Origin of the sequence: Polynucleobacter sp. UB-Raua-W9 (genome assembly GCF_018687435.1) — a bacterium.
In the GTDB taxonomy this organism is placed as follows: Bacteria; Pseudomonadota; Gammaproteobacteria; order Burkholderiales; family Burkholderiaceae; genus Polynucleobacter.
Window position 1 is genome coordinate 709823 of record NZ_CP061290.1, and the last position, 13401, is coordinate 723223.

The window sequence follows — 13401 nt, forward strand, 5'->3', positions numbered from 1 at the left end:
AGTATTCAGAGGTGATTCTAGGATTGTCTGAGGGCCTTAGCGCACTCATTCACTAGATCTGGACCCCGGTAGATTAGGCCGGTATACAGCTGCACTAGGCTGGCGCCAGCCATGATTTTTTCTCTTGCATCGGCTCCTGACAAAATGCCGCCAACACCAATGATGGGAAGATTGTTCCCCAACCGTGCCTTCAGTGTTTTGATCACCTGATTCGATACGGCGCGCACTGGGGCGCCAGATAATCCACCAGCTTCACCACCATGATTCATCCCTTGTACCCTATCACGACTAATAGTGGTGTTGGTAGCAATGATGGCATCGATACCAAACTCTATGAGTAGATCTGCAATCAAATGAAGGTCGGTGGCATCTAAGTCAGGTGCAATTTTTAAAAAGAGCGGTTTGTGAACGCCATAACGATCACTTAAACGTTTTCTGGCTTCATCTAAGTCACCTAATAAAGAGCGCAACATTTCTTCTCCCTGGAGAGCCCGTAGGTTCTGGGTGTTAGGGGAAGAGATGTTGACGGTAATGTAAGAGGCGATTTCATAAACAGCCTCCATTGCCAGAATGTAATCACTGGCCGCATCTTCAATTGGCGTACTGGCATTCTTGCCAATATTCATACCCAAAACACCACCCTTTTGCCAAAACTGGGAGCGACGTACGCGCGCAACGCAAGCTTCAACACCATCATTATTAAAGCCCATGCGATTGATGATGGCCTGAGCCTCTGTGAGTCTAAACATGCGGGGTTTAGGATTGCCGGCTTGTGGGCGCGGGGTAACTGTGCCGATCTCTAAAAAGCCAAATCCAAGGGCGGCAAGTGCATCGATATGCTTGCCGTCTTTATCTAATCCAGCAGCTAAACCGACTGGGTTTGGAAAAGTAATTCCACAAATCGTATGTGGGTCAAGCACCGGTTTAGTAAGGAAGCGTTCAAGTAGGCCCCAACGCTGAGCACGATCTAAATTACTGAGGGTGAGGTTGTGGGCTTGTTCGGGATCTAGGCAAAAGAGCCAGGGACGCAAAAGAGAATAGCGATCAATCATGGGTAGATATTATGACCCAGTCAACCCAGACAAAGGCTGCCAGTGATCATCAATCAAACCTTCCATAGGCTGATACTTGGCCTTATAGGACATTTTTTCACTCTCTTTAATGTAGTAGCCAAGATAGAGATAAGGAAGTCCGAGTGTTTTTGCCTGCTCAATTTGCCATAGGATGCTGTAACTGCCGTAGCTAGAGGCATGTACAGAGGTATCAAAGAAGGTATAAACCGAAGAAATGCCCTGATCCAAGATATCAATCATGCTAATCATGCGCAGGCGGCCAGGGTGGGGGTCATGTGGCCCATCGCGAAACTCCACAATGCGTGAGTTCACCCGGCTTTGCAACAAGAACTGCATGTATTGATCTTGGTCTTCGTTATCCATTTCTCCGCCAGCATGTCGTTGGTTTTGATACTGCTGGTACAGCTGGTAGTGCTCATCTTGATAGCCTAAGTTGAGAACGGATACTTCGAGGCCGAAGTGTTTTTTCCAGGAACGACGTTGACTGCGTGAAGGCGTGAATTGATTCACTAAGATGCGGGTGGCGATACAAGCCCGGCATTCATCGCAATATGGGCGATAGGTGTAAAGACCGCTACGACGAAAGCCCGCATTCAAAAGCTCACTGTAAACATCCGCATGAATTAAATGAGACGGCGTAGCCACTTGGGAGCGCGCCATTCTGTTGGGTAAATAAGAGCAAGGATAGGGCGCCGTTGCATAAAACTGTAATGCGGTGAGCGGAAGTTCTTTGAGCTGGGTCATAGCCAGTGGGTCAAGATTGTTTTATCAAAAGTCCAAGATGATTCCATCTTAGTTTGATTTACAGATATTTGCAGTTGCTCTAAAAATTGTCCCCTAGCAATCGGGCTAGCACCCAGGGAATGCAGGTGTTCCGTCTCTTGCTGGCAATCAATCATGGCAATCCCGTTCTGAAGGCACCAGGCACTTAAGCTCGCTAGGGCAATCTTCGAGGCACCCGGTTTGCGGCTAAACATCGATTCCCCAAATACCATCCCGCCAAAGGATACGCAGTAAAGGCCGCCAATCATCTGACCCTGTTCAGTCACAGCGATGCTATGCGCATGACCTTGTTCATGAAGTGCAGTGTAAGCATCCATGATTTCATGGGTGATCCAAGTGCCATCTTGATCTTTTCGACTACTGGTAGCGCATGCACGAATCACTGCACCAAAATCTACATCTACCGCAATTTGTGAGTGAGCATCTTGGCAAAAAAAGCGAAGACTCTTTTTAAGGGAATCACTGCATTTAAATTGCGCAGGTTTGAGAATCATCCGGGGATCTGGTGACCACCACAAAACGGGTTGATTATCGGAGTACCAAGGAAAAATGCCTAACTGGTAAGCCTGGGATAATTGTCCGGGATATATCCGTTCACTGACGGCAATTAATCCAGGTACGCTGGGATCGGGATCCGGATGAATCAGCGGGTTTGGAAAGGAATCGTTTGGTCCAAGCCAAGCAATTTGACTCATGCCTTGACCCCTAACTCGACCCATAGCTTAGCCACTAAATTCTTTCAGAGGGCAAAACGTCGCGACTCCGTACATGAAATGCTTTGCCTTCTTCTAATAGGCCTGCAGCACGATCAGCAAAGAACCATTCCAGTGTTTGTTTAACCGTTGGAAAGGCTAATTCTGCCCAAGGAATCTCATGCTCATCAAAGAGAGCTACTTCAAGACTCTCCTCGCCGGCAGAAAATTCCGGTGAATCCATTCTTGCTAAATAAAACAGGTGCACTTGTTCTGCATGCGGAACATTGAGCAGGGAGTAGAGCGGTCCAATTTCTACATGAGCACCCGCCTCTTCATGTGTTTCTCGAGCAGCGCCATGACCAGTACTTTCACCTAATTCCATAAAACCCGCAGGCAAGGTCCAATAACCAAGACGTGGTTCGATGGCACGGCGACATAGAAGCACTTGCTTACCGTAGATCGGAATGCTACCCACTACATTGCGGGGATTTTGATAATGGATGCTTCCACATGCTTCACATACATGGCGTTCACGAGAATCATCGGCCGGAATCTTGATGGTCAGCAAGGTGGCGCAGTTAGGGCAATACTTCATACTGACTTTCTAGAAATGGGCTTTGAGAGTGCCACGTAGGGCATTGCTAAGAATAATCTCATCTGCCATTGAAACATCATTAATAGTCAGGTTGGCTTCGCGGGCATTGAACATGGGATCGGCTAGTAGGCTTGCGCGCAGTACCCCTGGTAACAAGCCAGCTGAAATGGGGGGAGTAAGCCATTCAGAGCTACCTTGAGGTTTAACAAAAATGCTAGTTCTGCCTCCTTCAGTAACAAAGCCTTGCTCATTAGTAAAGAGGGCATCAAAACCCCCTAATTCGGTGGCGGTCTGCCAAGCAAGATCGTAGAGATGGCGGTTGCTCACCTTGTGACGCAATAAAGCATCGCCAGAAAACATTCGCATATCGCCAGAAAGAATATCTTTTGCCCAGAAAATTTTGACGGGTTCATGAAGGCGCTCGAGAACTCCAATAGAGGCTGACAATTCACCGTTGGGAGCAAGATCAAGTCTTAGTCTAAAAGAAGTTGCGGGATTGAGTGATGAACATGTATTTGTAATCACTGCTGTTGCGGCAGATCTATGAAATGGAATTCCCAAGGCTAAAGCGGATGACTGCATGCGATCTAAATGAAGCTCAAGTTGTTGCGGATTTCCTTCGGCAATGGCAATCGTTTCGAATAATCCGGTAGCAGCGGAAAGATTCTTGAAGAAGGTGGATTTAATTTGGCACTCTTGCCATTCTTGTTTTGCATCAGAATCATTAGTAATGCCAGCACCGATTCCCAGGGTAAAAGTGGAGGCATGTGACTGAGTATCTTCTGTAATCTCAACCGTGCGGATGGGAACGCTAAAAGCAAAGTCTCCACTGGGGTCTAGCCAACCTAAGGCACCACAGTAATAGCCGCGATCTTCAGGCTCTAACTCTTGAATAATTTCCATGCTGCGTTTTTTGGGCGCACCTGTTACTGAGCCACAAGGGAAGACAGCACTCAGAATATCAAAGAGAGCAGTATTTGGTTTGGCTTGGCTCTGAACGGTTGAAGTCATTTGCAATACATCACCATGTCTAGCAACTTCAAATAAATTAGGTACCGTGACCGTGCCAGGTAAAGAGACGCGGCCAAGATCATTACGCAAGAGATCCACAATCATGACATTCTCGGCTTGATTCTTCGGATCGTCTGATAAAGCGCTTGCTACTTCAGATAATGCGCTGGCAGTGCCTTTCATCGGCATTGCTTTTAAGGTATCACCTTCGCGGGAAATAAAGAGCTCGGGAGATTGAGAAAGTAAGTAGCTGCCAGAGTGTGCGATATATGCCCCAAACCTACCGGGCTGACGCTCACGTAGGCGACTATATAAAGCCAGTGGTGAACCATATGTCTTGCCAGAAATTCGGTAGGTATGATTGATTTGATAGCTATCGCCACTGCGAATGTATTCCTGAATGCTAGCGATATCAGATGAAAACTGCACTTCATTTAATGACTCACGAATATCGAGCACACCAGCAGTCTTCTGGCGATCCTCGAGCATCGCAACCTGCTTAGCGATGAAGGTATCCACTTTAGTCTTGGATAGCTTGTCATAGCCTTTAAATGACCAAGCCTCGATCAGCGGGTGTGAACTTGGACTAGCCTCCGATCTTTGTGGAAGCTGATGAATTTGTCTGCCAAACTCATACGCAAATGCAGCAACTACAAACTCGCCTCTAGCAAGCGAAGCAGTAATCTGGGTTAAACAGGCCTGAGTCGCAGCTAGATCCTGAGCATTGTCACCACTTGTAAGCACTCGCCAATACTGCAGTGGGTTTTCATAATGACGACTAGATGGCTTAGCTGCCGTACTTTGCGCATCATCGAGCAAAATCATCGCAGCTAACCTAATGTCTTCTAGTTATTTCAGAAGGGTGGCAGATTCAATAGTGACAGTCTTGGATGGCACATCAGCCATTCTGCCCATTCGTGGGGCTGGTGCCACCATGGTAGGTAGCTTGCGAATGGCATCGATGGTTTGCATCCCAGAAATCACCTTCCCAAATACGGTATAGCCATTGCCCATTGCATTCGGGTAGTCCAATGCCGCATTATTGTTAACGTTAATAAAAAATTGGGAGGTCGCAGAATCAGGGTCAGCAGTACGAGCCATTGCAATGGTGTATGTATTGTTCTTGAGGCCATTGTTTGCTTCTGATGCAACCGGTGCATCAGTCGACTTTTGCATCAGATCAGGAGTAAAGCCGCCACCTTGAATCATGAAGCCATCAATGACGCGATGAAAGATGGTGCCATTGTAAAAACCACTTTTGACATAATTTAAAAAGTTAGCGGTAGTCTTTGGGGCTTTCACATCATCGAGCTCTACTACAAAGTTGCCCATGGTGGTTTTGAATTCAACCTTAGTGCCAGCAATAGCAGCTTGGCTAGCAAAGCAGGCGGCAATCAGAATGAGGCTGGTAAAAAGCTTACGCATAAGGACTCCTTGGGTGAGATAGATACAACAGATTGTATTGCGCAACCGCATTAAGTCAGTCCGTTTGGGACATTGCCAGCATAGGCATAGGAGGCTTCCTCGAACATGCCTGGCCGATTGAGGTAGTCCAGCGCCCAATCAATGGTATCGACGCCCCAAAAACAATGTTGCTTCAGTATCAGGGCCGGCAATCCAAAGGCGCCATCTGCTTTAGCCTGATCGGTATTGGCAATGAGCCTAGATTTTACTTCGGGGCTTTCTGGTTTTGCAGTATCTGCTGGCAAACCTAAATAAGTACAAAACTCGGACCAAGAAAGATTGGGATCTTTACCTTCCATCCACACATAATCAAAGGCGCGTTCAAGCATGGCCCAATCTGCATTCTCTTGTACAAGAAGACGCTGAGCTGCAACTGTCATAAACGGGTGGTGTTCAGGAAAGCGAAATGGGATGCCTAACTTTTCAGCTTGCCAGACACAAAATTGATATGTATGCGGACGCTTGGCGGTGATTTCACCGGGACCTTTATTGTCAGTGGCCCTTAATAGGCCGCCTAAGAGAATTGGGACGGGTGTGATGTTGAGTTTGTCTTCTAAACGCTGCCTTTGCTTAATATACAAATAAGCAAAAGGTGAAATGATGTCGTAGTAGAGGGTGGCTGCTGTTTTCTCACTCATAGAGTTAGTCCTATTTCCCTTTGTACTCAGCATCCAGTTTTCGTAAGAAAGCCAGTTTTTCTTTAATCTGACTCTCCAGACCACGCTCCACAGGTTCATACCATTGTGTTTCTGGCATTCCTTCGGGCAAATAGGATTCACCAGCGGCATAGCCATGCGGTTCATCGTGTGCGTAGCGATATTCTTTGCCGTGTCCAAGCTCTTTCATGAGTTTAGTTGGCGCATTGCGCAAATGATTGGGCACCGGCTTAGATTGATCTTGGGCAACATAGGCTCGCGCAGCATTAAATGCCTTGTAACTAGCATTACTTTTTGAGGCTACCGCCAAATACACTACCGCTTGACCTAAAGCCAGCTCACCTTCGGGCGATCCTAATCTTTCAAATGTTTGGGCGGCATCGTTTGCTAATTGCATCGCTCTGGGATCAGCCAATCCAATATCTTCCCATGCCATGCGAATAATGCGGCGCGCTAAGTAACGCGGATCTGCGCCACCATCGAGCATGCGACAAAACCAATAGAGTGCTGCATCAGGGTTGGATCCCCGCACTGATTTATGGAGCGCAGAAATCTGGTCATAAAACTGATCGCCACCTTTATCAAAGCGACGTGCCTGGACGGTAAGCGCATTTTCAATAAAGGCTTCGTCAACAACATCAACAAGAGCGTTAGGTGTCAAAACGGCATTACGAACTTGCTCCACTAGATTAAAGAGTCTTCTAGCATCGCCATCAGCATTAGAGATCAGAGTATCTATTGCGCTATCGTCAAATTTGACATTGGGCATAGCATGCTGATGTGCGCGAATAAATAGCTTCTTCAGTTCATCTGCAGTTAATGATTTAAGTACATACACTTGTGCGCGAGATAAAAGTGCTGAGTTCACTTCAAAAGAAGGATTCTCAGTAGTGGCGCCGATAAAGGTAAACAGGCCTGATTCAACATGAGGTAAAAGGGCATCTTGCTGACTCTTGTTGAAGCGATGAATCTCATCAACAAACAAAATTGTTTGCTTGTCATATTGCGCCATGTTTTGTTGCGCTTGTTCAATGGCTTCGCGAATCTCTTTGACGCCAGCTAAGACTGCAGAGATGGCAATAAATTCGCGCTCAAAGGCTTTTGCTGAGAGGCGTGCCAGCGTTGTCTTGCCTACGCCTGGAGGCCCCCACAAAATCATTGAGTGGGGCTTGCCTGAGGCAAACGCTAGATTAAGTGGCTTGCCGGCCGCCAATAAATGGGTTTGCCCAATCACTTCTTCAATGTTTTTCGGACGCAAAGCTTCCGCTAGTGGCGGCGGAGGGGTGCTCTCGAAAAGACCGCTCATTGAACAGTCATGCTTGAATAAAGAGAATGACGATGGCTGCCCAGCTTAAGCAAGCCGCGGCAACATAAGTCAGGCGATTGCGGATCGTCATAAAGGTGCTGCGTGCTGCTTCATCAGAAAAATAATATTGATAGGTGCTCTGATCAATATTGCGCTGAATGATTAAAGTGGATGCCAAAATCAACAGCCCCACCGGAATGTAAATATGCAAGGCAACCCAGGCAACTAGAGCGGGTATCACACCCCAAATCCAAGCATTGCGGTCAACCCAACGATCACCAATAGGTGCTTTGCCTAAGTGATGCAAGTTAGCGCCCCAATGTAAAGCACCCATAAAGGAAGTAATCACTGCCCCATAGCCCGCAAGAGACTCTGCACTTAAATAGTTAAGAGGCGTTGGCGCTAGTTGCACCATTAAAGCGAGGCCAATAAAAGGAATGAGACCAGCGTAAGCCAGTTTACTAACTAGGGGTGGAATAGGATTCACGAGCACTTCAGTTTTAGTTGAGGTTAATTGGATTGGGAAATTATTTGTCGTAGGTATAAATGCCGCGACCGGTTTTGCGACCTAGATAACCGGCTGCAACCATTTCACGAAGGAGTGGGCAAGGGCGGTACTTGGAGTCGCTGAAGTTTTCAAAATAAACCTCCATCACCGCTAAACAAGTATCTAAACCAATGAGGTCTGCCAAGGCTAAGGGGCCGATAGGTTGATTACAGCCCAACTTCATACCGGCATCGATATCTTCTGGACTAGCAAGTCCTTCTGACAGCACGAAGAATGCTTCGTTAATCATGGGTAACAAAATACGATTCACCACAAACCCTGGTGAATTCTTCACGGTGATGGGTTCTTTGCCAATTTGTTTAGCCATCTCAATAATGGCGGCATGCGTTGTATCGCTCGTCTGCAGGCCACGAATCACTTCTACTAAAGCCATGAGAGGTGGCGGGTTGAAAAAGTGCATGCCAATAAAGCGCGCTGGATTTGAGTCAAGTGCAGCAAGCTTGGTAATCGATAGGGAGGAGGTATTGGTGGCAATGATGGTGTCTTTGCCAACAATCTCATCTACTTGCTTGAGAATCTTTTCTTTAATTGCTTGATTTTCGGTAGCAGCTTCAATGACTAAGCCTAAGCCCTTGAAATCTGCATAAGAGGTACTGCCTTTAATTCGCTTGAGTGCCGCTTCTTTTGCATCGGCAGTGAGTGTTTCTTTCTTAACGAGGCGATCTAAGCTTTTACTAATTTGATCCAGCCCGCGTTGTACGGCTGCTTCGTTAATATCAACCATGACGACATCGAGACCGGCAACCGCACAAACCTGTGCAATACCATTACCCATTGTGCCCGCACCGACCACGCCAACTGATTGAATCTTCATTTCATTTCCTCTTTTGATACTGGGTTGAACCAAATAATTGCTCTCTAGCCTTATTGTCTGTCAAGGGCTTGCGTAATGCGGTTAATACTTCGCAACCACGCTTGACTGCTGGACGTTCACTAAGCTTTTCAAACCAATGCTTGAAATGAGGAAAGTCATTAATCTCAATACCTTGATTTTTCCAATTTCGCGTCCAAGGGTAAATCGCCATATCCGCAATCGAGTAGGTTTTACCTGCTATGTAAGGATTATCTTTCAGTTGCGCATCCAGAACTCCATATAAACGCTTTGCTTCATTGGTGTAGCGATGAATGGCGTAGTCAATTTTCTCGGGGGCGTACAGTCGAAAATGGTGGTTTTGCCCAAGCATAGGTCCTAAACCACCCATTTGGAACATGAGCCATTGCAAAACCTCATACTTAGCGCGAGTTGTTTTAGGAAGAAACTTGCCGGTCTTGCTGGCGAGGTAGAGCAAGATGGCGCCGGATTCAAAAATACTGATTGGCTTTCCATCGGGCCCATGGGGGTCTACTAATGCCGGAATCTTATTATTCGGACTAATCTTTAAAAAGTCCTTGGCAAACTGATCACCAGCGCCAATATCAATGGGATGGGCAACCCAATCCTTACCTAAGCGATAGCCACATTCCTCCAGCATGATGTGGACCTTGTGGCCATTCGGCGTTGGCCAGCTATAAACATCAATGACGTTTTTGGATTGCTTATTTGCCATGGGGGATCTCTCTATAAGTTTTGTAAGCGTTGTAAGGCATTCGATAAAGTCTGTTCTTCTTTGGCATAACAGAAGCGGATCACGCCAGATTCAGTGGGTTGATCATAAAAAGCGGAAACGGGGATAGCCGCTACACCAACTTTGGTGGTGAGCCATTGACAAAAATCTGCTTCATTCAATTTGGATTCTGGAATGCTCAGTGCAGAGTAATCGACGCACTGAAAATAAGTGCCAGGTGTTGGCAGTAGCTTAAATTGAGTCTTCTCTAAACCAGCCCGAAAAAAATCCCGTTTGGATTGATAAAAATCCGGAAGATTTAAGTAATGCGATGCATCTTCTAGATAGGAAGCGAGGCCATACTGCATTGGTGTATTTACAGTAAAGACATTGAACTGGTGAACCTTTCGAAATTCTTTAGTGAGCAAGGGAGGCGCTGCTACATAGCCGACCTTCCAGCCAGTAACGTGATAAGTCTTACCAAAGCTGGAAATTAGAAAACTCCTTGCAGCCAGCTCTGGGTGGGAGGCAACGCTGTGATGTTCGGCGCCGTCAAAGACCATATGCTCATAGACTTCATCACTCAAAATGAGCGCAGAAGTATTTTTCACTAATTGCGCTAGGCGATCTAAATCAGCTTCTTGCCACACCATTCCAGTAGGATTGTGCGGAGAGTTAATGATGAGTAAGCGTGTTTTGGAATGAATAGCCTTAGCCAAAGCCTCCCAAGGAATTTCATAAGAGGCCACTTGACCATTTGGGTCACGCTTTACTTGAAGTGATACTGCAATGGTTTTGCCACCTGCCAATTCAATTGAGGGTCGGTAGCTATCGTAAGCAGGTTCAATGATAACCACTTCGTCGCCTGGGCTTACACAGGCAAGTATTGCTGTGAGAATGCCCTGAGTACCCCCCGCAGTAATCGTGATTTCTTTATCGGGATCATAGTGATGGCCATATAGGTTTTTAATCTTTTGGCAAATTCCGTTACGCAGTTCAGCGATGCCAATCATGGGGGGGTATTGGTTGCGATCGGCGAGCATCGCATCATTGACGCTAGTAATTAATTTGCGATCACAAGGAAAATCTGGAAAGCCTTGCCCTAAGTTGATTGCTTGATGCTCCACTGCAAGCGCAGACATAACGGTAAATACCGTTGTTCCTACATTGGGTAGGCGACTCGGAAATGAGGGTGCGTGGTCTGGCGCGGTCATTTGGGGCAGGGAAGTCTAGTAGTCGCTAGAATGGTAAAAATACATATACAAATTGTGCCATGCTGATCGTACTTTCTCCCGCTAAATCCTTAGACTACAAGACCCCAGTCCAGGTCAAGGCGCCTACCTTGCCTGAATTTGTCTCGGAATCGGCCAAACTGATCGCTGACCTCAAAAAGCTGTCCCCTCAGGACCTAGCTAAGCTAATGGGTTTGTCCGATCCATTGGCAGCCTTAAATGTCGGCCGTTACCGGGATTGGTCTAAGAAATTTACCGAAGAGAACAGCAAGCCAGCGATCTATGCCTTTGATGGTGATGTCTATGACGGCTTTGACGTCAAAACCCTTAATGCCAAGGCAGTTGATTTTGCTCAAGACCATATCCGGATTTTGTCTGGTCTCTATGGTGCCTTAAGGCCCCTCGATTTGATGCAGGCCTATCGCCTGGAAATGGGCACTGCATTCAACAATATAAGAGGCAAGGATCTTTACGCTTTTTGGGGTAGCCGGGTAACGGATTCGCTCAAGAAAATATTGGAAAAGCAAAAGAAGCCTGCGCTACTCAACCTGGCCTCAGAGGAGTATTTCAAGGTCTTGCAGGCTAAAGATTTGGATTGCCCTGTTATTTCCCCTGTATTTCAGGACGCTAAAGACGGAAAGTACAAAATCATTTCGTTTTATGCCAAGCGCGCACGTGGGTTGATGGCGCGTTACGTAGTCGAGAACCGCATTACCGATCCAGCCGATTTAAAAGGTTTTCATTTGGATGGGTATAAGTATTTTGCTGCAGAATCGAAGTTAGACAAGCCGGTATTTAGAAGGGCAGAGAAAAAATAATGGCCGTACATCGCACGAAGTCTTCGCAACGCAGTTCTCCCGAAGTTGAAAAGCTGGTATCTGACGCCATTTCCTTGGCAGCCTCTGGCAGTCAGATTGAAGATCGCTTTTGGGAAGATCGCCTCAATATTCGTTTGATGCGTTTACTGAAAAGCCAAAATCAAAATGTGATTGATGCCGCTCTAGATCAAACTTTTCGCATCAACACGGTTGCCTTTGAAGTACTTGCGGATTCTGCAGAAACCTTGGCGGAGTCCCTGAGAATGGAGCATGAGGGGCAGGAGTGGGATGTTCTTTTATTGGCGATGCCGATTGTGGCGCATACCCGTTATCAAATTCCTTCTGGACCTTTACCGGCAAGTATTATTGAGGCGACTGCGCAGGCCTTGAACGCTGCTATTGCTGCCCCTGATACCCGTCTTGCCATTGTTCCTTGGCTCTACAGCATTGATCAGATGCCTCACTCTCATTGTCAAACACGTGTCTTGACTGAGTCCTTGGCTAATGCGGCCATCTGCAATAAAGATGTCAAGCTTGAGTTGCGCGATATGTCTGAGACCATTGCAGTCCTGGCTGATCCCCGTTTCATTATTGCTGCTTTAAGTGCGCCCAGTGGAGCCCCTATCTTCCGTTGGCAGGCTGAGCCTCCAGCTCGGCAAGAACGTGGCGTGAGCTTGATTGGTTGGCAAAACGCAATGCAAGAGCCGATTGCTTCTTTGCTGCCAGGTTGTGAATTCGAACTCTTACTTCCAGAATCTTATTTCACAAATTGCCGTTTAGCCGATAAGCATGTTCGTCCCTTGAGTATTCGCGCAGCGGTGAACTTTTTAGAGAGCGGTTTAGGTATCTTGCCTGCTGGCTTATCTTGCGTAGTGGGTGCATTTGGAGAAGAGCAGGCTGATGAGTACCGCATTTCCTTTAGCGCAAAGGGATCCCCAGAAATTATGTATGGCGTGATCTGGCCTTTGTATGACCGCGAGAGCGTGGCGAGCGATGCCTTAAATGATCTGTCGGATGATGAAAGCCCAATCAAGAAAATATGCGATGCTTTGCATGATGCTGGAGTGGAGGATGTCTTTCGTCATGCAATGCTTTTTGAGCCAGAGTTATGTGATGACTGTGGCGCCCCGCTATTCCCCGATCGCTCAGGAGAGGCAGTGCATGCAGAGATGCCCGAAGACTCTCCAACCCAACAACCCCTATTTCACTAATACAAAAACAAAAGAAAAAGCCGAGAAACTCTCGGCTTTTTAATTGATGCGTTGATGAAGCATTAGTTCTGAGTAAACGGCTCAGCACCAGCAAATAAATGCGGTAACTTGCCAGATCTCATCTCTGCGGTTTGGCAGAAGTCAGCCAGCCTGACGCCCGCTTTAATGTTAAACAACATTGCCTTGTTACCAAGCACAACAAGGTCATGCCCGCTGTTTGTGTTTTTGTAACGCAGACTGCCAGGCAATGAAGTTTGACGATCTAAGTCGAACGTTTTGGATTCCCAAGTTAAGCGAACTTTCTCGGTAGTGCCAGAAGTTTTGAACTGTTTACTTTCGCTGCAAGTCCAAGTGAAAACTTCTTCACTAGCGCTGACGTGTGCAGCAGCAAAAAAACTGGCAATGACAACGCTAATGGTAAGAAGATTTTTCTTCATGTGTAATT

General features: G+C 46.8%; 15 protein-coding genes. 2 read left to right on the top strand and 13 right to left on the bottom strand.

The window, feature by feature from the left end; all coding sequences use genetic code 11:
- Nucleotides 1-17 precede the first annotated feature (17 nt).
- Genes AOC07_RS03640 through AOC07_RS03695 form a run of 12 tightly spaced genes read right to left on the bottom strand, consistent with a single transcriptional unit; the run spans nucleotide 18 to nucleotide 10909 of the window.
- On the bottom strand, nucleotides 18-1052 hold the full coding sequence (locus AOC07_RS03640) for a quinone-dependent dihydroorotate dehydrogenase (RefSeq protein ID WP_215358186.1): 1035 nt from the start codon (nucleotides 1050-1052) through the stop codon (nucleotides 18-20).
- 9 nt (nucleotides 1053-1061) lie between these two features.
- The gene (locus AOC07_RS03645; protein ID WP_215358188.1) at nucleotides 1062-1817 is read right to left on the bottom strand and encodes an arginyltransferase; all 756 of its coding nucleotides are present in this window, start codon (nucleotides 1815-1817) and stop codon (nucleotides 1062-1064) included.
- Complete coding sequence (gene aat, locus AOC07_RS03650) at nucleotides 1814-2551, bottom strand: leucyl/phenylalanyl-tRNA--protein transferase (RefSeq protein WP_215358190.1); 738 nt, start codon at nucleotides 2549-2551, stop codon at nucleotides 1814-1816. The genes AOC07_RS03645 and aat overlap by 4 nt, the downstream gene beginning before the upstream one ends.
- Before the next feature lie 34 nt (nucleotides 2552-2585).
- Entirely contained in the window at nucleotides 2586-3146 is a 561-nt protein-coding gene (locus tag AOC07_RS03655; protein WP_215294033.1) for an NUDIX hydrolase, read from the bottom strand.
- Nucleotides 3147-3155: 9 nt separating this feature from the next.
- Nucleotides 3156-4982, bottom strand: coding sequence for a bifunctional chorismate-binding protein/class IV aminotransferase (locus AOC07_RS03660; RefSeq protein ID WP_215358191.1), 1827 nt, complete (start codon nucleotides 4980-4982; stop codon nucleotides 3156-3158).
- A gap of 24 nt (nucleotides 4983-5006) precedes the next feature.
- Complete coding sequence (locus AOC07_RS03665) at nucleotides 5007-5582, bottom strand: peptidylprolyl isomerase (RefSeq protein ID WP_215294035.1); 576 nt, start codon at nucleotides 5580-5582, stop codon at nucleotides 5007-5009.
- 50 nt (nucleotides 5583-5632) lie between these two features.
- The gene (locus AOC07_RS03670) at nucleotides 5633-6259 is read right to left on the bottom strand and encodes a 2-hydroxychromene-2-carboxylate isomerase (RefSeq protein WP_215294036.1); all 627 of its coding nucleotides are present in this window, start codon (nucleotides 6257-6259) and stop codon (nucleotides 5633-5635) included.
- Between the two features lie 10 nt (nucleotides 6260-6269).
- The gene (locus AOC07_RS03675) at nucleotides 6270-7583 is read right to left on the bottom strand and encodes a replication-associated recombination protein A (RefSeq protein ID WP_215358192.1); all 1314 of its coding nucleotides are present in this window, start codon (nucleotides 7581-7583) and stop codon (nucleotides 6270-6272) included.
- Nucleotides 7584-7590: 7 nt separating this feature from the next.
- Nucleotides 7591-8076 (bottom strand): DUF3429 domain-containing protein, encoded by a 486-nt coding sequence (locus tag AOC07_RS03680; RefSeq protein ID WP_251371724.1) that lies wholly within the window; start codon nucleotides 8074-8076, stop codon nucleotides 7591-7593.
- A 34-nt stretch (nucleotides 8077-8110) separates the two neighbouring features.
- Complete coding sequence (locus AOC07_RS03685) at nucleotides 8111-8965, bottom strand: 3-hydroxybutyryl-CoA dehydrogenase (RefSeq protein WP_215294038.1); 855 nt, start codon at nucleotides 8963-8965, stop codon at nucleotides 8111-8113.
- 1 nt (nucleotide 8966) lies between these two features.
- A complete protein-coding gene (locus AOC07_RS03690; RefSeq protein WP_215358193.1) occupies nucleotides 8967-9698 on the bottom strand; it encodes a glutathione binding-like protein in 732 nt (243 codons plus the stop codon).
- Nucleotides 9699-9709: 11 nt separating this feature from the next.
- Nucleotides 9710-10909, bottom strand: coding sequence for a pyridoxal phosphate-dependent aminotransferase (locus tag AOC07_RS03695; protein WP_215358194.1), 1200 nt, complete (start codon nucleotides 10907-10909; stop codon nucleotides 9710-9712).
- A 59-nt stretch (nucleotides 10910-10968) separates the two neighbouring features.
- Here AOC07_RS03695 and yaaA point away from each other — a divergent pair, with 59 nt between their 5' ends.
- Entirely contained in the window at nucleotides 10969-11745 is a 777-nt protein-coding gene (gene yaaA / locus AOC07_RS03700; protein ID WP_215358195.1) for a peroxide stress protein YaaA, read from the top strand.
- Nucleotides 11745-12956, top strand: coding sequence for a DUF2863 family protein (locus tag AOC07_RS03705; protein ID WP_215294042.1), 1212 nt, complete (start codon nucleotides 11745-11747; stop codon nucleotides 12954-12956). The genes yaaA and AOC07_RS03705 overlap by 1 nt, the downstream gene beginning before the upstream one ends.
- 62 nt (nucleotides 12957-13018) lie before the next feature.
- Here AOC07_RS03705 and AOC07_RS03710 read toward each other — a convergent pair whose 3' ends face one another.
- Nucleotides 13019-13393 (bottom strand): hypothetical protein, encoded by a 375-nt coding sequence (locus tag AOC07_RS03710; protein WP_215294043.1) that lies wholly within the window; start codon nucleotides 13391-13393, stop codon nucleotides 13019-13021.
- Between the last annotated feature and the right edge of the window lie 8 nt (nucleotides 13394-13401).